12 protein-coding genes and 1 riboswitch are annotated in these 17,731 nt (G+C 71.3%); of the genes, 10 read left to right on the top strand and 2 right to left on the bottom strand.

Going from position 1 to position 17,731, the window contains the following annotated elements; all coding sequences use genetic code 11:
- Positions 1 to 36: 36 nt before the first annotated feature.
- Positions 37 to 140: riboswitch (TPP riboswitch) on the top strand.
- The 6 genes from K330_RS0112865 to K330_RS0112840 all read left to right on the top strand — a co-directional run bounded on the left by K330_RS0112865 (position 131) and on the right by K330_RS0112840 (position 9,836).
- Entirely contained in the window at positions 131 to 1,837 is a 1,707-nt protein-coding gene (locus K330_RS0112865) for an ABC transporter permease (RefSeq protein ID WP_084617493.1), read from the top strand. (Overlaps the previous riboswitch by 10 nt.)
- A gap of 4 nt (positions 1,838 to 1,841) precedes the next feature.
- Positions 1,842 to 2,861: an ABC transporter ATP-binding protein gene (locus K330_RS0112860; protein ID WP_156875799.1), complete on the top strand. Its 1,020-nt coding sequence runs from the start codon at positions 1,842 to 1,844 to the stop codon at positions 2,859 to 2,861.
- A gap of 539 nt (positions 2,862 to 3,400) precedes the next feature.
- Complete coding sequence (locus K330_RS0112855) at positions 3,401 to 5,623, top strand: hypothetical protein (protein ID WP_029202635.1); 2,223 nt, start codon at positions 3,401 to 3,403, stop codon at positions 5,621 to 5,623.
- A gap of 101 nt (positions 5,624 to 5,724) precedes the next feature.
- Positions 5,725 to 6,165 (top strand): hypothetical protein, encoded by a 441-nt coding sequence (locus K330_RS0112850; protein ID WP_022922221.1) that lies wholly within the window; start codon positions 5,725 to 5,727, stop codon positions 6,163 to 6,165.
- Positions 6,162 to 8,780 carry a M64 family metallopeptidase gene (locus tag K330_RS21140; RefSeq protein WP_022922220.1) on the top strand — a complete coding sequence of 873 codons (2,619 nt, stop codon included), beginning with the start codon at positions 6,162 to 6,164 and terminating at the stop codon, positions 8,778 to 8,780. The genes K330_RS0112850 and K330_RS21140 overlap by 4 nt, the downstream gene beginning before the upstream one ends.
- A gap of 318 nt (positions 8,781 to 9,098) precedes the next feature.
- Positions 9,099 to 9,836, top strand: coding sequence for a DUF7668 domain-containing protein (locus K330_RS0112840; RefSeq protein ID WP_420329252.1), 738 nt, complete (start codon positions 9,099 to 9,101; stop codon positions 9,834 to 9,836).
- 31 nt (positions 9,837 to 9,867) lie between these two features.
- On the opposite strand, the gene K330_RS0112835 is transcribed toward K330_RS0112840, so the two are convergent.
- On the bottom strand, positions 9,868 to 11,847 hold the full coding sequence (locus K330_RS0112835; protein WP_022922218.1) for a hypothetical protein: 1,980 nt from the start codon (positions 11,845 to 11,847) through the stop codon (positions 9,868 to 9,870).
- A gap of 91 nt (positions 11,848 to 11,938) precedes the next feature.
- On the opposite strand from K330_RS0112835, the gene K330_RS21135 reads away from it, so the two are divergent.
- The 4 genes from K330_RS21135 (at position 11,939) to K330_RS0112815 (ending at position 16,944) form a co-directional block, all read left to right on the top strand.
- The gene (locus K330_RS21135; RefSeq protein WP_022922217.1) at positions 11,939 to 12,688 is read left to right on the top strand and encodes a DUF7668 domain-containing protein; all 750 of its coding nucleotides are present in this window, start codon (positions 11,939 to 11,941) and stop codon (positions 12,686 to 12,688) included.
- A 39-nt stretch (positions 12,689 to 12,727) separates the two neighbouring features.
- The gene (locus tag K330_RS0112825) at positions 12,728 to 13,510 is read left to right on the top strand and encodes a DUF7668 domain-containing protein (protein ID WP_156875797.1); all 783 of its coding nucleotides are present in this window, start codon (positions 12,728 to 12,730) and stop codon (positions 13,508 to 13,510) included.
- Between the two features lie 12 nt (positions 13,511 to 13,522).
- The gene (locus K330_RS0112820) at positions 13,523 to 14,203 is read left to right on the top strand and encodes an Imm52 family immunity protein (RefSeq protein WP_156875796.1); all 681 of its coding nucleotides are present in this window, start codon (positions 13,523 to 13,525) and stop codon (positions 14,201 to 14,203) included.
- 191 nt (positions 14,204 to 14,394) lie between these two features.
- Positions 14,395 to 16,944, top strand: coding sequence for an HNH endonuclease signature motif containing protein (locus K330_RS0112815; protein WP_022922214.1), 2,550 nt, complete (start codon positions 14,395 to 14,397; stop codon positions 16,942 to 16,944).
- A 117-nt stretch (positions 16,945 to 17,061) separates the two neighbouring features.
- Here the strand turns inward: K330_RS0112815 and K330_RS0112810 are convergent, their stop codons facing one another.
- The gene (locus tag K330_RS0112810) at positions 17,062 to 17,724 is read right to left on the bottom strand and encodes an RDD family protein (RefSeq protein ID WP_169448561.1); all 663 of its coding nucleotides are present in this window, start codon (positions 17,722 to 17,724) and stop codon (positions 17,062 to 17,064) included.
- Between the last annotated feature and the right edge of the window lie 7 nt (positions 17,725 to 17,731).

The raw sequence follows: 17,731 nt of genomic DNA, 5'->3' as shown, positions 1-17,731 counted from the left end.
GACCTGGGGCCCGGCGGCTTGACGTAGGCTGGCTGTCTGTACCGACAGGGGAGCGCCCAGCGCTGAGAGTGCGGCCCGACCGCAGACCCTCCGAACCTGCTCCGGCTAGCACCGGCGAAGGAAGTCGACCATGACACTGCCCGTGGCGTCGCCTCCGGCCCCAGCGTCCTCGCGCCCCCGGCGCACGACATACCTGACCGGGCCCGGCATCTTGCTCGGCGCCGCCGCGCTCCTGCCGCTCACCTTCCTGGCGGTCTTCTTCGGCCTGCCGGTCGGCGGGATGCTCGCCCGCGGCTTCCTGCCCGAGGGGTCGTTGAACCTGTCGGCGGTGCCGGAGGTGCTGGGGCGGGCGCGGACGCTGCGGGTGCTGTGGTTCACGCTGTGGAGCGCGCTGGCTGGGACCTTGCTGACGCTGGTGCTGGGTATGCCGGCGGCGTTCGCGCTCTACCGGTTGCGCTTCCCCGGGCGTGGGCTGCTTCGGGCGCTGGTGGTCATGCCGTTCGTGCTGCCGACCGTGGTGGTCGGGGTGATGTTTCGCTCGTTGTTGTCCAGCGGCGGGCCGCTGGGCGGGCTTGGCTGGGACGGCACGTGGGTGCCGATCCTGCTGGCGTTCGTCTTCTTCAACCTCGCCGTCGTCGTGCGCACGGTCGGCGGGCTATGGGAGGGGCTGGACCGGCGGGCCGAGGAGTCGGCGGCCGCGCTGGGCGCCTCGCCCTGGCAGGTGTGGCGAACCGTCACCCTGCCCGCGCTCGCGCCGGCGGTGGTGTCGGCGGCGACGCTGGTCTTCCTCTTCTGCTCCACGGCGTTCGGCGTCGTGCTGACCCTCGGCGGCCTGCGGTACGGGACGATCGAGACCGAGATCTACCTGCTGACCACGCAGTTCCTCGACCTGCAGGGCGCGGCGGTGCTGTCGGTGCTGCAGCTGGTGGCCGTGGTCGCGATGCTCGCGCTGGCCGCGCGGACGCGGCGGTCGCGCGAGCAGAGCCTGAAGCGGGTCGGCGCCCGGGCGGCGGCGCGCCGCCCCCGGCGGGACGACATACCCGCGCTGGGGATGACCGGGGTGGCGGTCGCGTTTGTCCTGCTGCCCGTTGGGACGCTGGTGGTGCGCTCGCTGCGGCGCGGGGGCGGGTGGACGCTGGAGAACTACCGGGCGCTGACCGACCCCGACTCGACGCCGGTGCTGCGGGTGAGCGTGACCGAGGCGGTGATGAACTCCCTGCGCAGCGCCGTCGACGCGACCGTGCTCGCGATGGTGCTGGGGCTCATCGTGGCGCTGCTGGTGTCGCGGCGGCCGCGCTCGCGGCTGTGGTCGGGGGCGGTGTCGACGCTGGACGGGGCGTTCATGCTGCCGCTGGGGATCTCGGCGGTGACGGTGGGCTTTGGTTTCCTCATCACGCTGGACCGGCCGCCGCTGGACCTGCGGACCTCCCCGGTGCTGGTGCCGATCGCCCAGGCGATGGTCGCGCTGCCGCTCGTGGTGCGGACCCTGGCGCCGGTGCTGCGCTCGGTCGACCCGCGGCAGCGGGAGGCGGCGGCGGCGCTGGGCGCGGGCCCGTGGCGGGCGGCGTGGACGGCGGAGGCGCCCGTGCTGGCGCGGCCGCTGCTGGCGGCGACGGGGTTTGCGTTTGCCGTGGCGCTGGGGGAGTTCGGCGCGACGGCGTTCCTGGCGCGGCCGGACCGGCCGACGGTGCCGGTGGTGATCTACCAGCTGATCTCGCGCCCGGGGGCCGAGCACCTGGGCATGGCGCTCGCCGCCAGCGTCGTGCTGGCGCTGGTGACGGTGACGGTGATGGGCGTCGTGGAGCGGTTGCGCGTCGGCTCGGTCGGGACGTTCTGAGGAGATGGGTGTGCTCGAGCTTGACGATGTGACGGTGCGGTTCGGTGCGACCGTGGCGGTCGACTCGGTGTCGTTGTCGGTGGCCGAGGGGTCGGTGCTGGCGGTGCTGGGCCCGTCGGGGTGTGGCAAGTCGACGCTGCTGCGCTCGATCGCCGGGCTGGAGCACCTCGACGGCGGGCGCGTGTGCTGGGACGGGCGCGACCTGGCGGGGGTGCCGACGCACGAGCGCGGGTTTGCCCTGATGTTCCAGGACGGGCAGCTCTTCGCGCACGCGTCAGTGGCGGAGAACATCGCCTATCCGCTGAAGCTGCGGCGCGTGGGGCGGGGCGAGCGTGCGCGGCGGGTGGCCGAGCTGCTCGAGCTGGTGGGGCTGCCCGGCTATGGCGACCGGCGGCCGACGACCCTGTCGGGCGGGGAGCAGCAGCGGGTGGCGCTGGCGCGCTCGCTGGCGGCGGAGCCGGCGCTGCTGCTGCTCGACGAGCCGCTGTCGGCGCTGGACCGGTCGCTGCGCGACCGCCTCGCCGGCGACCTGCGGGAGATCCTGGTGTCGACCGGCACGACCGCGCTGATGGTGACGCACGACCACGACGAGGCGTTCACCGTCGCCGACCGGATGGCGGTGATGCTCGACGGGCGCATCGCCCAGGAGGGGGAGACCGTCGACGTGTGGCGGGCGCCGGTGTCGCGGCAGGTGGCGGAGTTCATCGGGTACGAGACGTTTGTGGAGGGGGAGGCGGCGGCGCGGCTCGTGCGTGGTGCCGATGGTGTGGGGTTCGACGGGGCTGCGGGGGGCGTGCTGGCGTTGAGGCGGAGTGCATTGCGGGTGGACGAGGATGGGTCGCTGTCTGGTGTCGTCCGGCGCGCGGTGTCGGTCTCGGACGCGGTGCACCTGGAGGTCGAGGTTGACGGCGTCGGGGAAGTGGCCGCGCTGGCGGAGGACCCGGTGCACCATCCGGGAGATGCGGTGACGTTGAGGCTTGACCCGCGAGGCGCCAGCCGGCTGAATGACGCCCGTCGTCTATGACCCGACGCGCAACACTGGCCGCCCTAGCAGGTACCCGCATTCATTTCGCCCTAGTCACGGGGACCGCAGCAGGTCTACCCTGATTTCACCTGGGTGAAGGGGTGGGGTCCATGCGAATTGGGGGTCTGTCCCGGGACAAGACAGTTGCTGTCGCAGGCGGCTGGGCGTGTGCCCTCTCGGTCACATTTTCTGCGCCTTCGCCTGCCGTTGCCTCATCGGAGGCAGAAACGGTGTCTCCCGTCTGCACGCTGGCAGATACTTACAATGCAGGAGCCCAGCCAGGAAAAGCACTGGCTCTGATCGACCGCACTCGCGAGGCAGCCGCGGACAGCGACATCCCCAAAGCTACGAGGACCGAGCAGCTGCTCTGCACAGAGGAACGGTCAGAAGCTCTCAGCCGCCTGCAATTAGGTGCCGACCTCGCTACGGCTGCGGGCGCCGTGGGTGACGATGCGAAGGTGCGGGATGCCCTGCCCGGACTGCGCCTGACTGAGGCCCGGCTCAGTCTTCCGGCGGCGCGCACGTGCACTGGTGGCGATGTGAACCTCACGTTCTCGTCAGCTGCGACCGGCGAACAACGGGCTGCGGTCATCAAGAGGACTTTGGGTGACCAAGCGCTGGCTTGCGACGGCACCGCCTTGACCGCACCCGGGTCGACCTTCAGCGAGGATCTGGCGGCCGGATGGAAGAACCTGTCGGAGAAGTACCTCTCGCCGCTGACCGATCCCCTCATCGGCGCGCTGGCTTTCCTCGCCGCCGGTGTTGTGCTCGCCCTGCTGCTGGTCGCACCGTTGGGTCGGCTGACGACGTCGTGGTTTGTCAGTCGTCATGAGGATGTTGAACCGCCCAAGAGAATCCCTCGCGAAGCTGTAGAGCTCCACCGCGTCGCCCAATCAGTGGGATGGGCCGCTCTGATCGCAACCGCAGCTTGGGTGCTGCTCGAGTCGCCATCGGTGCCCTTGAGAGTCGCTGGCCCCCTGTGGGTGGCCGGCGTCCTCCTGCTCGGGTGGGGGCTGAGTCAGTCCCTGAGAATGCGAGTCAAGGTGGCAGATGCCAAGGGGGACGAGGACCGTAACGCCTCCGCACACGTCGCCACGCTGGTGCGGGCCTTGAGCGAGCCGGACTTCCGCAGGCTCGAGACGGCAGCTCCGGCCGACGAGACCGCCCTGCAGCAGGCAGGACTCACCACGACGCCCGAAGGCAAGGTGGCCGCAGCGGTTTACAGACTCCTCGAGCTTCTCGTTCCGCGTACTCCGTGGGTGGTCAACATCCAGGCCGAGAGTAAGGACACTCTGCTCGTCTCGGTGCGGCAGCACGGCCGGACGGTCACCAGCGCAGTGGTGGATCGTGACCTGCTGGGGCTGCGTCTTCCGGTACTGAGCGCGACGAAAGAGGCGGTCCAAGGCGCTGACGACAAACCCGTGTACCCCGATTTGTACGCCCTGTGCGCCGCCGCCGTCGCCGAGGCGATCGGCAAGCGGTACCAGTTGCGTGGACTGGACGGAGCGAGCACGTGGCAAGGCGTCGGATTGCACTACTTGGCGCGGACGTCGCTGCGTCATCAGCAGCAGGACCGTGTGGATGTGCTGACCCGAGGGCTTACCGCCGACCCCAAGAACCGTCCACTGCTGCTCGAGCTGTGGAGCGCGCGGTTCCGCACCAGTCAAGACCCCGTCGAGCTCGACCTGTACGCAGGCTTTCTGAACAACTTTGTCGAGCTGCGACCCATGAGTGCGGATCTCCGAGCTCGTGCACTGTTCGCCCGCTACGTCGCGCTCATCAACCGGTACTACAGCCTGCCGAGGACAGGAGCGAAGGGTGGTGCGCAGTATCGCGACCAGGAATCTCTGACCGCCGTCAAGGAGGCGATCGGGGACATCGATGAAGCTCTTACGGCGACGGCTGGGGGGAAGCGCGCAGACAAGGTGAGCGCTGCGACGAAGGCGGCGCTGACAGACCGTCTCCTTGCTGCGAGGCACTGGTGCGACCTGATGGAGGGGAAAGAGACCGGTTACTCCGAGAAGTTGGATCATCCATGGACGGCCTACTCGTGGGCCTGCTTCTACGCCTCGCGGGCAGAGGTTGAGGACGCACCACGACTCTGCCGCAGCCTGGCCGGCACCGCTGTAGAGGCGGACCGCGAGCTGGCCGTACGGCACCTCATGTCAGCGCGGGCGGTCCGTGAGCTCTCGGAGTGGATCAAGGACGATCCGCAGATGGCCACCCTGATCACGACGCGTGAGTATCAGCGGAGAATGGGCCGAGAGCCGAAGTCCGACATCGTGGAGGTCCGGACCCTCGTGCCGCACAAGGACGCGCTCGTTCGCCTGGGCGCGACGAGCGCCGACGCGATACTGGCGCTCTCGCAGGCGGAGCTAGCCGCTCTTCTGCAGACCTCCGCGGCCCAGGCATCAGTCGTCCGCAGGACGGCGGCTCTCGACCGGTCGGTGCCGGATGGCCTGGGCAGGTGGCGCTACGAGATCGTTGACCTTCTCGTCGCCGACGGGCATTTCGACATCGCACCGAAACAACATCCGGACCTCGCGAAGAAGCTTGACCGCGAGATGGGCACGTCGCTCAAAGAGCCGCCTGACCCTGCGCTGCTCACCTCGTGGCTCGGTGGGGCAGAGCCAGCACGGACGACTGACCGGCCTCAGTCTGGCCCTCCCCCGTCAGGTTCGCCCGGCCGGCAGGGAGCGCGTGCTTGGCTGTGTAGCAAACTCCGGTCGCCCAGCAGTAATGGATGTGGGCAGGGCCCGTAGCGCTGGTCCCTTGAGGCGTTGACACCTTCTGTCCGCCGGGTGGATTCTGAAACAGGCGGTCTTCGCATCTCGCCGGGCCGCGTGCGACAGGGGATCCAGTCATGAGTGAGCCTCGGACGGACAGTGCACGTGGCCGCGGACACCCCCGCGAGTCGTTCCGGCTGACGCTGCGGTTCGGCCCGGGCGGGGTCGAGCTCGTCGCCCAGGAGCACCTGCCGATGATCACCCCGCCGAGCGTCGGCGAGCCGCCGGAGGCGGGGAGGAACAGCGGGACGTGGCTCGAGCTGCTCGACCCCGAGGGTCGGCGGGTGGGCACGCGGGTGCTCCATGACCCCTTCCGCACCAGGGTCGAGCACCACTCCCCGGACGGCCGCATCGAGCACTACGAGAGTGGGGTCTCCGAGGGGCTGGTCGACGTGCTGGTGCCCGCGGTGCCCGGCGCGACGTCGGTCGCGCTGGTCTCCAGCGAGCTGCCCGGCGTCCGGACCGACGGCGGCGCCGTCGAGGTCGCCCGCTTCGAGCTCGCACGGCGCACGTCATGAGCTCCTCCGACGGCTCCGTCCTCGGCGTCACCAAGATCGTCGACCACGGGCCAGACACCTCCCGGTGGAACCTCGTCGTGCTCGGTGACGGCTACGAGGCCGGTGAGCTGGGGCAGTACCACACCGACGTGCAGGCGTTCGTCGACGTCATGCGCGTGACGCCGCCTTTCGACAACCTCTGGTCGGCGATCAACGTGCACCGGGTCGACGTCACCTCCACCGACAGCGGCGCGGACGACCCCACCACCTGCGCCGGGGGCACAGGGGCCACGCCCGCCACATACTTCGACTCGACCTTCTGCAGCGCCTGGGGCGGAGGCAACCTGGACCGGCTGCTGACCTGCGACTCGACCCTGGCGCAGACCGAGGCCAAGGCCCAGGTCCCGCTGGTCCACCAGGCCGTGGTGGTCGTCAACTCCTCGAAGTACGGCGGCTCCGGCGGCGACATCGCCACCTTCTCCACGCACGCCCAGGCCGCCGAGATCGCCATCCACGAGATTGGGCACTCCGCGTTCGGCCTGGCCGACGAGTACGAGGGCAGCGGCTCCGCCCCGGCCACCGAACCGGACGAACCCAACGTCACCCTGGACGCCAACCGCGCGACCAACAAGTGGCGTCACCTCGTGCTGGCGACCACGCCCATGCCGACGCGGTGCAACGCGGCCTGCACGACGTCGTCGTGCACCCCGCCCGCCACGCCAGCAGCGACGACGCTGACCGGTGCGTGGGAGGGAGGGCAGTACACCAGCTGCGACGTCTACCGGCCGGCGTTCGCCTGCTACATGCGCGACTACTCCCCGTTCTGCGAGGTCTGCACCGAGGTGATCCGGGCAGCGCTGAACATGTACCTGCCGGCCGAGTCGATCACGCTGACGACCTCCAGCATCGACTTCCGCGACATCCCCGAGGGCATCGGCGGCACCGGGGTGACGACCTGGCGCGCCGTCCGCTGGGAGGTCATCACCAGCCGGTCGCTGACGTTCCGTGTGGTGACCGGCCCGACGGGTCCCTTCACCCTGCCGCAGGGCGGGACGGTGACGGTCGGCCCGGGTGCCTACCTCCCCTCCGCCCCCGTCCGGATCTGGCTGGCCTACACGTCGGCCTCCGCCGGCAGCACCGCCAGCGGGTCGGTCACCGTGCGGTGCGACGAGACGGGGCAGCAGTGGACGGTGCCCATCACCGCCAACACGGTGGCCCGCAAGACCGCCGAGGCGGTGCTGGTGCTCGACCGGTCGGGGAGCATGGACGAGGACGCCGGCGACGGCACGAAGAAGATCGACAAGCTGCGCGAGGCGGCCACGATCTTCGTCGAGGCCATGTTGCCCGGTGACGGCATCGGCCTGGTCAGGTTCAGCAACAACATCCACCGGCTCAAGGACGTGCAGGACGTCGGCGCGCCGGTCTCCGGCGCCGGCCGGGTGGACGCGATCGCGAAGATCGCCGGGAGCCAGATGAACCCCGCGGGGCGGACGGCGATCGGCGGCGCCCTGCAGGAGGGGGCGGCCGCGCTGGCGGACGGGCAGGCGGGGGCGGCCACGCCATACGACGTCGAGGCCCTGGTGGTGCTCACCGACGGCCAGGAGAACGAGGCGCCGTTCATCGACGACGTCGCCGGCTCCATCACCGCGCACACCTTCGCGATCGGGCTCGGGCTGCCCTACAACATCGACGTCGACAAGCTCAACCGCCTGACGCAGTCCAACAACGGCTATCTGCTGGTCACCGGGACGCTGACCCCCGACCAGCGCCGGCTCCTCACCAAGTACTTCCTCCAGGTGCTGGCCGGCATCACCAACGCCCAGGTCGTGCTCGACCCGGGGGGCGACATCGGGGTGGGGGAGGAGCAGCTCATCCCGTTCTCGATCACCGAGGCGGACTACGGGATGGACGCGATCGTCCTGACCGACCTGCCCGGCGCGCTGACCTACGAGCTGGAGGCGCCGGACGGCACCCGCATCGATCCCGCCATGCTCGGTGCGCTCGGCACCGGGCTGCGGGTCGACCGCGACGCCGTGAGCTACTACCGAGCCGGGCTGCCGGTCGACCCGGGCAACCCGCGCGGCACGCACGGCGGCACCTGGCACGTGGTGCTGCGGCTGGACCGCGAGCGGCTCGGCGACGCCTTCTGGAGGAAGCACCCCGAGGGACGGCTGCCCTACGACGTCGTGGTGCACAGCTGGTCGAGCCTGCTCTTCCGGGCCAGCGCCCGGCAGGACACACTTGAGCCGGGCGCGGAGGTCAGGCTCTTCGCCACGCTGACGGAGTATGACGTCGTCGTCGGGGCCGACCGCAGCACGGTGTGGGCGGACGTGCTGCGCCCGGACGGACACCTCGAGCAGGTCGACCTGAGCTTCGTCGGGCCCGGCTGGTCGGCGGCCTACTCGCTCGAGGCAGGGACGGGGCTCTACCGCATCCGCGTCCGGGCGTCGGGGAGCACCTTCGCCGGCGAGCTCTTCACGCGGGAGCAGACCGTGACCGCGCATGCCGCGACGGGCTACGAACGTCCCGGTGAGGAGGAGCGGCCGGAGAAGGAAGGGCGCAGGCCGAAGCCGTGGTGGTGGGGGCGTCTGCTGGCCCGCCGGTTGCTGCGCCGGGGAGACCGGCCCGTCCGGTAGCGGACAACTGCGGTTGGTGCGACCCCGCTGTGGCACCGGCGGTTGTCCATGGGTGCACGTCGTCCTCGCCGGACCGCGGGGCCGCTCAGCAGGGACTATGAGGACGCGTCCGCGATAGTGATCAAGATGACTGACCACTACAGGACCTACGCGAGGGCGCCGCGATGACACATGTTGACCATTACTTCCCAAACACGCTTGGGGTAACCGACATGACTCCGACCCGGGTCTTTCCGTAGAGGCCCGCACGTGCGCCCCACTGAACAAAGTCCTGAGAACCGGCGGCGGCAGCAGATGGAGCTGAGGTTCGTGGCCGACATGCTGGCCGATCGAGAGCTCACCTTGCTCGGTGCGCACGGTGACCTCACACCTGAGGGGTTGCGGCGTGAACTGGACGCTATAGGCCCCCACCTGAGGCGGGTACCGCGATCGACGTGGGAGGAGTACCTCAAGAGGGTCGAGATGCATCCGGTGGCGGGAACGGAGCCAGTCGAGCTGGAGACGACGGTGCCGCTGTGGACTGATGAAGGTCCAGCGAGCCGCAGGGCTCGAGTCCGGCTCCTCCCAACCGGTGCTGATCCCCTCTACGTTGCTCGGGTGACTGGATTTGAGGACGCGCTTCCTCTCACGGAGTCGTTCGTCCGGCAGGCCGACGGTCGCGCCAGCGTCGCAGTGTCGGACCTGCAGCCGTCGCCGGGCGAAAACCCCGTGCCGCCGCGGTGGCGTCCCGCGCTGCGCGCGGTCGTGCACCGACTGGTCATCGGTGACTACGACGGGCTGGAGAGGGATGGGGTGATCTTCGATGTTGATGTGCCTGGCCAAGACATGGTCAAGCACTGGATCGAGCAGCAGCCTGAGTCACTGGTTGATCTACCCGAGGCAGCATGGGACTGGTCCAACCACACACCTGCCTGGCACGGTCCCGGCGTCTACACGGTGAACGTATCCATGTGGACGGCAACGCAAGGGCTGAGTCTCCTCATGCTCGAAGGAGAAGTCTTTGACAACGGAGGCGACGACATCCGGGTGCAGGTCTACAGCGTCACCATTCCGTGAACTGGCCCGGAGGGGACCTGGCGACGAGCGTTCAGCCCTGAGCGCGTGCGGCAGGCGCCACGCCCTCGAGCCACCGGTCGATGCCCTGCACGTGCTCGGGGTCGTTCCAGTAGTTGTTGTGCCCGCTCGGGCGGCCCGTCGCCGGTGCGTCGGGCAGCTCGACGTTGTCGACGCAGCCGGCGCACGGTGAGGCGATCGCGTCGCTGCGGCGCCAGTGGTTGCGCCACCGCCCGTCGACGGCGGCGACGAGCCGGCCGCGCAGCTCGGTGGTGAACGCCGCGGGGAAGAAGGTGGCGTAGAGGGTGTCGAGCGGGGAGCCGCAGGTGACCAGGTGCACCTTGCGTTGGGGTATGCGGTTCTGGGCCAGGGCCCAGGCCGCGATCACGCTGCCCTGGCTGTGGGCCACGAGGACCGAGCCGTTGACCGTCAGCGACTGCATCCACCGGTCCAGCTCCTGCACGACCCGCGTGCGATAGCTGATGCCGGCGAAGACGTGGTGCTCGGCCGGCCAGAAGCCCACGACGTCGGCCAGCTTGCCCAGGATCTCGTCCAGCGGCCCGATGTAGCGGTGCAGCAGGAAGACGAGGAAGGCGGCGGCATACGTCAGGTGCAGCAGGAAGATGATGAGCTCGTGCAGGCGCGGGCTGTCGGCCGTCACCGCGCTGTAGAGCAGCGCCCAGGCGCCGACGGTGACCAGCGCGCTGATCAGCAGCGCCGGGGCGAGCGTGGTCGGCAGGTTGCGCACCAGGTGGTGCCGGGCGCGGGCCGCCACCACGAGCCGGTTGGGGTGGGCGTCCGACGCGGGCATCCGTCGCTTGGCGACCTGGGAGAGGACCGCGAAGGTGGCGACGAGCACGAGGAGCCCGGCGACGCCATACAGCGGGAGGGTGTTGGAGGTGAACTGTGTGCCGGTCTCCTGGGTGACGCTGCCCCAGTAGGGCGGCATGACCAGCCGGGTGAAGGGCTCGGCCTGCCCGCCGGCGAGGAAGATGTTGAGGTAGTGCACCAGGAACTCCAGCGCCACGCGCAGGGCGGAGGCGAAGCCGAGGAAGGTGACCATGGCGACCGCGAGCGCGAGGCCGGCGCCGGTCACGTTCGGCGAGCGCGACCGCATACCCGCGACGTAGTGCGCCAGGGCGATGACCGAGACGACCGCGAGGGCGGCCAGCGACGCGGTGGCCAGCGGGTCGAAGAACCACAGGAACGGCTCGCCGGTCGTGGTGGCGACCAGGCAGGTGTCGGTGGACGCCTCGGAGGTGGTGCACCAGGCGCGCACGACGTCGGTGGGCGCTGGTGACCACAGCGGCTGGAGCACCGAGGGCGGTGCCTCGGCGCGCATGAGCAGGTGGCTGGGCTGCAGGAGCAGCAGCCCGGCGGTGGCCACGAGCGTGAGCACGTGCATGAGCAGGGTCGGCGCCGAGGTCGCGATGCGGCTCTCGTGCTTGCGGGCGTAGACGGTGCCGAGCAGCAGCACGAGGACGGTGAGCACGACCACCGGCCCCCACCACCCGTTGCGCACGACCGGCGCCATCGGCCGCAGCCGGCCGAGCGTCTCGACGAGGGCCGCCAGCCAGACCAGGGTGAGGCCGGTCAGCAGCATGCCGGTGGTGTGGGTGCCCACCATCTCCAGGGCGCGCAGCGCGCGCGAGGCGCCCGGCCGGCCGGTGACCGGGTCGGGGTCGGGGCGCGAGCGCATGTTCCGGGCGACGTTGACGAGGGTGTAGGGCGTCGCGACGTACCACAGCTTGCTCACCGTGTTGCCCCAGTGGGAGGAGGTGCGCGACCAGTTCATCAGGTAGACCGGGCGCGTGGAGAGGGTCGGCGGGAGGGCGACGCGCACCGCCGGGTCCTCGACGCCGAAGCGGTGCGTCGTGGCGGGTGGTGGCGGGTCGAGCAGGGAGGGTCTGCCGAGCGCCGACCACTCCGCGTGCTTGCCGATGCCGTGCAGACGGAACTCGACGAGCTCTCCCTGCGTGCCCTGCGGCGACGATCCGGGCTGGGTGCTGCTCATACCGGCTCCCTCCAGTGGTGCCGGCACCCCCTGCGGGTGTCCCTTGTATGGTGCTCGCGTGCACGGCTGCGACGCAAGGGGTGGGCGTGAGATGCGGCAGGCGGCCGTGTTCTGCCTCAACCTCCTGGTCAAGGAGGCGTTCGGCGCCGTCCGGCCGTTCTCGCGGGTGGGCGAGGCGGACCTGAGGGAGGGGCTGGCGTCACTCGGTGGCCGGCTGCTGCCCCTCTCGCCCGAGTCCGTCCGTGAGCTGACCGCGCGCCCGGTCGAGGGGTACCCGGACCAGGTCGACGTCGTTGTCCCGCTGGTCACTGCTGACGGCCCGACGGGGGCCGGGCTGCTCGTCCGCGTCACGGAGCACGGGTCTGTCTACCGGCCCGAGGTGCTCTCCTTCGTCGACGCTGAGCCGACCGAGGCGCAGACTCGTCCGGGTGACGTGCGCGGCGCGGGGGTGGCCGTCTTTCCCGGCCCGCCGGGCACTCCCGAAAAGGGTCTGCTTCCGGTGCCCGAGCGATGGCGACCGGTCGTCGCGGGTGTCGTCCACCGCCTGGCGGCCGGCGACTTCGCCGGCCTGGTGCGGGACGGGGTCGCGCCCGCCCGCGAGGGCCCGGACGACCTCGGCTTCGAGCACTGGCTCGTGGAGTATCCCGCCACCCTCGTCGACCTTCCCGACGAGGCCTGGCCCTTCACCGACCACGAGCCGACGGACGAGGCGGAGGTCTGGGACGTGTCGGTCGAGCTGTGGACCGCGGAGGAAGGACGCAGCGACCTGACCCTCGAGGGGCAGGTCCACGATGACGGGAGCGCGGTCACCATGCGCATCGAGCGGATCCATACCCTGTGAGTCGACGGGGTGCCTTGGCTGTCCGGGAGAGGGGGACGAGTGGCATACACCAGACCTGAGGTGGTCTCGGCGGTCGGCGGGGTGGTCGGCGCCCTCTCGGCCGGCGAGCTGTCTCTCGTCGCCGGCCGGGGTGGCTTGAGTGTCGACCAGCTCCGGGAGGGTCTGGTCGGGTGCGAGGATCGGCTGCGCCCCTATCCCGACGCCCTGTGGTCGTGGCTGGACGAGCTCCTGGCCCTCGTCCCCGTCGAGGGCACGAGACCGGTGGAGCACGAGACCGTGGTGCCGTTGTGGACCGACGAGGGGGCGGCGCAGCTCGGTCTGCGTCTGCGGCTCGTGCCGGTCGGCAGGCGGGGCTACCTCGACGCGCGGGTCGTCGGGTTCGAGGAGATCGACCCGGCCCCGGAGTGGTCGGGGTTCGCTGAGGGGTCGGTGGGCGAGCCCGCAACCAGTCTCGCCGTGCCTGGCGACACCCCGGTGCCGGAGCGCTGGCGACCCGCCCTGCGCGAGGTGGTCTCCCGGCTCGCCCGGGGCGACTTCGACGGCCTGGCGCGCGACGGGGTGCTGGCCCCGGTCAGGCACCCCTCGCACGAGATGGTCAGGGAGGGGCTGCAGGGATACCCCGACCGGCTTGTCGAGCTGCCCGCGGACCCCTGGCCGTGGTCGGACTTCACGCCTGCCGATCACGGCCCCGGCCGGTATGCCGTGGTCCTGCCGCTCTGGACGGCCGGTCAGAGTCCCAGCGACCTCTCGCTGGAGGCCGACATCGACGACCGGGGTGCTGACGACGTGCGCGTGCAGGTGATCGGTGCCCATGTGCTGTGACGGGGAGGAGCGATGAGCGCGATGTATGTCGGTGCCTACTGGGGCGCCCGCGCCGAGTCGGCCTCGGCCTGCGCCGCACGCCTGGCGCCGTGCCTCGAGACTCTGGGCCAGGCACACCCTGCGCTGGCTTCGTGGTGCCACAAGGGGCGCTCACGTGCGGGCGCTCGCCGTCCGGTCGACGTGGACCTGGAGTTGCTGACGGCGCTGGTCGAGCGCGGAAGGGCCCGCAAGGGCGTCGGTGACGGGACGATCGACGAGCTGGGCTTCACCGGGGGGATGTGGAACGGTAGGACACCCTCGGTCGGGCTGACCTTCCACTGCGGGGCGACCTTCATGCCGATCGGCAACAACGTGGTGCTGCAGCTGTCGGATGGAGGGGACGGCGACTCCCTCGTCGAGCCCGCGGCCGCCCGGGCCGTGCTCGACGGCCTCGTGAACGCGTGGGAGCCCGACTGGGTCACGTGGACGACCGACGAGTGGCGGGGGGTGCAAGGAGCCGGGCCGGGGAGACCGGTCGTCGGCTGGCTGACCTACCTGCGAGGGGTGCCGGCGCGCGCCATACCCGAGGAGCTGGCGAGCGTCGCCATGCCCGACGGCGTGCTGGTCAGCGCGGCACCGACCTTTTCGGAGGTGACCGGGGAGCGGGTCCTGGCGGTGCGGTGCGCGCTCGAGGAGACGGGCGCCCTCGCCTAGCGACCCGACACCTCATACCCGAGGGGTGGCGCCGTCCTGGTCCGGGGACCGAGGGAGCAGGGAGCGCCTCGAACATCTTTTCGACACCCGCGTGTCGCAGGGCGGGTATGTCGTACGCCTGTCCTAAGATCGGGTGCATCGAAGGAGTCGCCCACGGGGGTGGGAGGCTCGCGAGACCTGGGGAGGGCGAGATGCCGGGCAGTTCGGTGGAGGAGCAGCTGGAGGGTCAGCTGCGCGACCACGCCCGGCAGCCGGAGTCGTCCCGCCGAGTGGCCGCCTGGATGATGGTCGTCGATGTCCGGCCCTCGGGCCCGTCGACGTGGTTCCTCCCCTTCCCGAGGCTCATCCAGATCGGCGACGAAGAGGCGGGTGCCGCCACGTGCTCGCCGACGGCCGACGTGGACGAGCGGTTGCGTGCATGCCTGCTCGAGATGGGGCTGGAGCCCGAGGCGGCGAAGCTCTTCGGGGTAGCGGCCTCGACGGTGGCGGCGCTGACGAAGGGGACGAGCCTGACCGCCGTCGCGCAGGGTGGTGACACGGCAGACGGGACGCGGGAGCCCACCTCGGCCGAGACGGGAAGCGGTGATCCTGACCTGGCCGCGCGGACGGATGACGCCTCGCGCGTGCTTGGCCTGGTGGGCTCGCTCACGCGGTTGGGTGCCCGCCTGGAGGGCGCCCTCGTGTCGGTGGTGGGCGAGCTCACGGTGCGCAACGGTCGGGTGCTGCTGAGGCGCAAGGGTGTGACCCGTCCCGGGGAGCTCACCGACAACCAGGTCACGAGGTGGAGGGCCCGGTCCAAGTCAGTCACCCGCAGCGAGATCGAGGCGCTGACCGGCTGGGGCGAGGGCGAGGTGAGCGACCTGGTGGCGCTGGCCAACGCCCCCGCGGAGGTGCGGCAGCCCGTCGTCGACTCGATGACGACAGGAGTGACCCCGTGGCGCCTGGCGCGCCGGTTCGTGCGGGAGCTGGGGCATGAGGCTCACGAGGACACGGCCGAGGTCGCGGAGCGGTTGTTCGGCACTGACCCGAAGACGGTGTGCACCGACCGGCTCGACCCGGACGGCGAGGTCAAGGACGGCCCCTGGGAGCACAAGCTCTTCAACCGTGCCCTGGCCGGCGAGGCGACGCGGCTTGCCTCCCGCGACCCGCAGGCGGCCGCCCAGGCTCGGCAGAGGGCCCGGCAGAAGCGCGACGTGCGCGCCGTGGTCAACGAGGACGGCACCGGAGCGGTGACCGTGTCCGGCACCGCGTCCCAGGTCACCGCCGTGGTCGACCGGCTCGAGCGCGCGGCGCGCGAGGCGAGGGCTCTCGGAGATCCCCGCACCCTGGCGGACCTGCGCGCAGACATGGGTATGTCGTTGCTCCTCCACTCGGGGCTCGCCCTGCCCGACCCGCTGCCGCCGGACGCCGACGACCACGTGCGCACCGCCTGGACCGAGCAGATGCGAGCGGTCCTGGCCGCGCTGCCACCGGCGGTGCTCAATGTCATCGTGCCCTTCGACGCGCTCGTGCACTCGCCTCAGCGGCCGCTCTTCAGTCCCGGCTTCCTCGCCGGGGAGCGTGGGGCGGCGGAGGGTGCACCGCACGGAGCGCAGGGGACATCGACACCGGGGGGACCCACACCTGGGGCACCGCCGCCTGGGGCAGCCCCGCGCGGGGCGCCCCCGCCGGGATCATCCCCGCCTGGGGCAGCCGAGCCTGGGGCAGCCCAGCCGGGGGCGCCGCCGCAGCCCGGAGAGCCGCGGGGTCACGAACCGTCGAGCCCGTCCGCGGATGGTGGGCCCCCGGGTGAGGTCCTGAGCATGGGGATGGTCACCGGCGCCTTCGCACACTTCCTCACGCCGGACGCGGTCCGCGAGCTTGCACTGACCCCTGGCACGACTCTGCACCGGCTGCTGATGGACCCTGCCGACGGACGGTGCGTCGAACGCTCCATCGCCGCATACGCCCCTGACGCGGCGATGCGCGCCCAGGTCCACGCGGCGGACGTGACCTGCCGGGCACCGGGGTGCGTGCAGCACGCGCCGTACACCCAGCTGGACCACGTGACTCCGCACGGTGCCGGTGGCCCGACGAGCGAGACCAACCTGCAGGACCTCCACAGTCGCCACCACGACGGGAAGACGCATGGCGGCTGGGAGGCCGTCATGGCGCCGAACCGCGACGTGACCTGGACCAGCCTTCTTGGACGCATCTACCGGACCCGCGCCCACGACTACCGGCAGTACTCCAGCCTGTTCCGGGCGGCGGTCGAGCGTGTCCACCAGGACGTCGAGCAGGCACTGGCCGACGACGCGGCCGCCCGGGCCCGTGCCCGTGCCGAGGGGCGGATCGACGACGGGCTCGACGGGCGCGGCGAACGCCGTCAGCGCGCGTCCATGACCAGGCAGGTCGCCCTCGCTGACGCGGTGGACCGCGCCGTCTACCGCGCATTGACCTACCGCGGGGCTGCCCGTCCCCTGCGCGCGGGCGACGACCACCCGGACACCGACACCGACCCGGCCTTCCTTGGCTGGGACAGCCTGAGCCTGACCCATGTCACCGCCACGGGGGAGCGTCGCCACGGTCCTAACCCGGACGTCGTCCGGGACGAGCGCGACCAGCAGGAGGCGGCAGCCGCCGCGGGGGATGCGACAAACCCGATGGGTGCGGCTGGGCCGGCTGCGGGTGAGCGGCCGCAGGCCGCCACCCATGACACCGGCTGGCGGCACCGCCCGGACGACGAGCCTCCTCCCTTCTAGCTGGCCGGGCTTCTCCTCCAGCTCCAGCTCCGGTGGCAGGCTGGCTGAGCGGGCCAGCGACCGGTCGGGCACGGCATACCCGACAATGCGCGCGCCGGCGCTGAAAAGGGACGGGCGTCAGGGGCGGAAGATGCCCGGGCCGAACCTCGCCCGCGGGTAGCCCGCGAGCACCGACGCTCCGACGACCTTGTCGTGCAGCGCCTGCTTGCGGCGGTCCCCCGCCGGCCAGAGGAGCGCCAGCACGTAGAGCAGCCCGCCGGTGAAGGCGAACATCAGGAACAGCACGACCGCGCGGACCAGACCGACCGGACCGCCGAGCGTCGAGCCGTCCGCGCTGCGGACCACCCGCAGGCCCATGAGCGCCTTGCCGGGCGACTGGCCCTTGGAGCCGTTGAGCCAGGCGAAGTAGCCCGTGAGGCCGAACCATGCCAGGCCGCCGAGCGTCTCGAGCGCCTCCGGCAGGTCGAAGACCGCGCCGACGACCACGAGGGTGCCGAGGAGGATTCCCCAGTCGACGAGGGTGGCGCCCACGCGCTCGGCCCAGTCGGCGTAGCGGACGTGGGAGCCCGGCACGGGGCGTGGTGGTGGGGTCGGTGCGGCGTAGGCGGGCGCCCCGTCCTGCGGCCCGTGCGCCTGCCCGGGCGGGGGCGGCACGTAGGACGGGATCGGTGACGGCGGTGCTGACCAGGGCGGCTGGTCGGTCGGGCCGGTCATCGACGGCTGCCACCGGTCCTCACCCTCGGGGGAGCGGCCGCCAGGGTCCTGGGGCGGCCAGGTCACGAAGCCC

Source organism: Ornithinimicrobium pekingense DSM 21552 (genome assembly GCF_000421185.1).
GTDB classification, from domain to species: domain Bacteria; phylum Actinomycetota; class Actinomycetes; order Actinomycetales; family Dermatophilaceae; genus Ornithinicoccus; species Ornithinicoccus pekingensis.
The sequence above is the reverse complement of the archived record's forward strand: the minus strand, read 5'-3'. Positions and strand labels throughout refer to the sequence as shown.

Bases quoted from the DNA above. Each gene is read 5' to 3' on its own strand.
- K330_RS0112865 (WP_084617493.1), top strand. From the start codon at position 131: ATGACACTGCCCGTGGCGTCGCCTCCGGCCCCAGCGTCCTCGCGCCCC.
- K330_RS0112860 (WP_156875799.1), top strand. From the start codon at position 1,842: ATGGGTGTGCTCGAGCTTGACGATGTGACGGTGCGGTTCGGTGCGACC.
- K330_RS0112850 (WP_022922221.1), top strand. From the start codon at position 5,725: ATGAGTGAGCCTCGGACGGACAGTGCACGTGGCCGCGGACACCCCCGC.
- K330_RS21140 (WP_022922220.1), top strand. From the start codon at position 6,162: ATGAGCTCCTCCGACGGCTCCGTCCTCGGCGTCACCAAGATCGTCGAC.
- K330_RS0112840 (WP_420329252.1), top strand. From the start codon at position 9,099: ATGCTGGCCGATCGAGAGCTCACCTTGCTCGGTGCGCACGGTGACCTC.
- K330_RS0112835 (WP_022922218.1), bottom strand. From the start codon at position 11,847: ATGAGCAGCACCCAGCCCGGATCGTCGCCGCAGGGCACGCAGGGAGAG.
- K330_RS21135 (WP_022922217.1), top strand. From the start codon at position 11,939: ATGCGGCAGGCGGCCGTGTTCTGCCTCAACCTCCTGGTCAAGGAGGCG.
- K330_RS0112820 (WP_156875796.1), top strand. From the start codon at position 13,523: ATGAGCGCGATGTATGTCGGTGCCTACTGGGGCGCCCGCGCCGAGTCG.
- K330_RS0112815 (WP_022922214.1), top strand. From the start codon at position 14,395: ATGCCGGGCAGTTCGGTGGAGGAGCAGCTGGAGGGTCAGCTGCGCGAC.